At 42.5% G+C, this 3098-nt stretch carries 2 protein-coding genes; both read right to left on the bottom strand.

Translation table 11 applies throughout. The features are described 5' to 3' along the window. Window positions 1-12: 12 nt before the first annotated feature. Complete coding sequence (locus tag Q0X72_RS13510) at window positions 13-1155, bottom strand: glycosyltransferase (protein ID WP_297766479.1); 1143 nt, start codon at window positions 1153-1155, stop codon at window positions 13-15. Then, the gene (locus Q0X72_RS13515) at window positions 1156-2697 is read right to left on the bottom strand and encodes a hypothetical protein (protein ID WP_297766482.1); all 1542 of its coding nucleotides are present in this window, start codon (window positions 2695-2697) and stop codon (window positions 1156-1158) included. Between the last annotated feature and the right edge of the window lie 401 nt (window positions 2698-3098).

Below are 3098 nucleotides of genomic sequence, written 5' to 3' on the forward strand. Positions count from 1 at the left end.
ATTCGGTTGTATCTAGAGAATCGGGGGTGATTCACGATTTAGTGTACCTAAATATAACTTCGTAAACTCCAGTATCATTTTATCTTTTGTAAAGAGCTCATTGTATCTCTTAATACAATTTTGAGAATATCTCTTTATAGTTTGTTCATTAGATAATATTGAATTTATCGCAATGGCGATTTCCTTTGAATTCTTAGGACTCACCACCTTTCCAGTAACATTATTCTTGTTTACCCAAGGAACCCCCGATCCATCAATATTAGTTGAAACAATAGGCTTACCAAAAGCCATTGCCTCAATTTGGACAAGTCCAAAAGCTTCATTTTTAGTAATAGATGGCAAACAAAATAAATCACAAGCTCTATAGTATGCACCTAACTCATTAAATGGAATCTTACCAAGCAATACAACCTTGTCTTGCAGATTATTGTTATTTATTCGTTGCTTCAACTCTCTTTCGAGTTTTCCAACACCTCCTACTATTGTAACAATATCTTCATCAAAGTCTTTGGCCGCCTCAATTAGATACTCGAAACCCTTGTAGTTTATTAATCTTCCTAGACCAAAAACAATTTTTTTATTCATAAATCTTTTCTTGATCCGAGCAACGACAGCATCATCAACCTCAAGATCAGTAATATCAATACCCAATGGTATGTAGTTTGTTTTATTCTTATGTTTCTGTAAGTACTTAGACCCGTCGATATAATTTTGAGACGTCGCCACAATTTTGTCGGAACGATTTAGAAGCCAGTCCTGAAGTGGGGAATATAGCTTTAACAATATCGGTCGGTTTATTATATCTAAATGCCAATGAATAATTATTTTACATTTGGGTCTTGTCAAGAATATAGCCAAATTAGCTAACGGATTCGGCAAATGAACATGAATCAAATCATATTCATTTTGAATTTTTTTTAATAATGAAGAAAAACCAACACTAATAGAAGTAGAGGCTACTTCTCCTATTGTCTTAACCCTGTATATAGAGTACAGACCCTCTGTAAAATGATTTCCATTATTTTCATGATTTGAGCAAAGTACATCTACATTGAAGTTAGTATTGTTAAGTCCCTCAACCAAATCAAAAGTAACCTTCTCTGTCCCACCAAAATAGGGAGGATAATACTTACCAATATGTAAGACTTTCATCATTTAATTTTTGAAACCACTTCGATAAGTTTTTTCGCAGACGTAATCTGAATCGTCCCCGATTCTCTGTTTTAGCTCATGGCTGGCTTTTTCAAGCTCTGATAGCATGTTTTTTGCAGATTCAAGGTCAATCTCCTGCAATCGAGTATCGTCGCGGGACATCATGCCCGGGACTGACGCCCGCAACATGCTGCCTATTGCACGCAGTGCATCTTCCTTTGAGGCGCCCGTCAATTTATCAGGGTTTGATAACAGCTTGTTGAGCTCCTGCAGACTTTCGGGCTTGTAAATACCGTTAAAACAATCAAAAAATACAGACCCTAGTACAATTGCCGGAATACCATAGAAAATCGCTTCCAATGCTGCTGTACCGGTCAGGGTGACCACAACCGCCGCACGTGCGACCAATAGATGTGAGTCCACAGACGGATCGGCAAGAATTACACCTGGCATATGCGACAGCTGACTGTACGTATCCAACTGCCTACGCCCGAGCATTGGCGTATGCTCTTTGACAACCAGGGACATGTCCGCGGGTAAAGAGGCCAGGATGCTTCGCAGCGTATTGACCTGGTCCTGGTACTCAAATGCCATTTCTTCTACAGATAATTCTGGCTGAACATGAAGAAAATACATTGCATATTTCTTTTTTCGAATGATTTCGAAGGGCGTCTGGTGCTTTGTCAGAAAACGCTTGGCCTTTACCCCGTTCCTATACCTGAAATATTTTGCGAGTGGCGTATACGTCTGTGCAGGCAACACCCTTGGGTTTATCGTGGCAGTTCTGGCGCGTGTTCCCAACCAATCCTTGCTTCCTGCCAATAACCGCAGGGGGTGTAATCGACTTAAAAAGCCGGGGGCACTCTTAAAAACCTCCCACTGTGATGATACTGGCTTCGTCTTTTCCTGAATTATGGTCTGTAATTTTTGTGTAACCTTTTTTAACTCGTCACCCTTCATGGGACTGTCGATCATTTCCCGGTAAGCCGTTCGAGCCTGATGCCAGTAAAGGCCGAGTCCGGTCTCCAGGTACACGCGCTCCGGCCAGACACGCCCTTGAAAAAATTGGCCTGCTGGTATGCCTTTTTCTCGTGCCAGACGCCAGGCCAACCGATACGGTGCTGAGTTCGTCTCTACAAAAACAAAATCGTGCTCAAAGTTTGCCATTTCTGCTTCAAGCCGCTTCAACATAACGTACATGAATCGGATCGTTCGTGAGCCGGTCCAGATCACAGGGACCTTGTTCAGATCGATCTCTGTGCCTGGTTGCCCCCGAAAAAGCCGGTCCATCAAAATATCCCTGTGAACAAAGAGAGATCCAATACGTTCTTCCAGGTCTTTCAATGCCTGTGTAGCGACTGCTAATTCTGCATCCGCGCCATCGAGCTCCGACTCCCCGGGAAGGATATTTTTGACCGAATCAAATGCGCCGGTTTCCAACCCAAATTCGCATTCTTCCATACCCATGGTCAACAATCTTGTTTGTACCGGACCAGCCTTTTTCACCCCATTCATATAGGCGGAATAGTCTAGAATTTGGTTCATGTGTGTGAATAGAAGTATTTTCATTGTTCATAATCTCGGAATGTTCTATGGCTCGTCTCGTCGTGATCAGCTGGACCACACCTGTACGAACAGAAGCACAAACGAGAGACCGGGCGAGGAGTTGACAGCTGACAGACGAATGCGAACTCTAAATAGCAGTCACGGAATTTTGGTGATCCGTGATACTGATGGTCTCGAACTGATGCTCGAGGACCTGGCAAAAGTTTTGTTCAAGTAATTTTAGGGCGATGATCCAGACTCTCAAGGATATCTTCAATCAATAGGTGTTGAGAGATAGACTCCTCAAGGAGAGGCAAGTGACATCTGCCTTTGTCGATTATCTCACCCGTAATGTCGCCGATTAGCTCCGAAAAATAAGGGAACTCACTAAGGACTTTGTC

This window comes from uncultured Muriicola sp., assembly GCF_947258935.1.
In the GTDB taxonomy this organism is placed as follows: domain Bacteria; phylum Bacteroidota; class Bacteroidia; order Flavobacteriales; family Flavobacteriaceae; genus Muriicola.

Bases quoted from the DNA above. Each gene is read 5' to 3' on its own strand.
- Q0X72_RS13510 (WP_297766479.1), bottom strand. From the start codon at position 1,155: ATGATGAAAGTCTTACATATTGGTAAGTATTATCCTCCCTATTTTGGT.
- Q0X72_RS13515 (WP_297766482.1), bottom strand. From the start codon at position 2,697: ATGAACCAAATTCTAGACTATTCCGCCTATATGAATGGGGTGAAAAAG.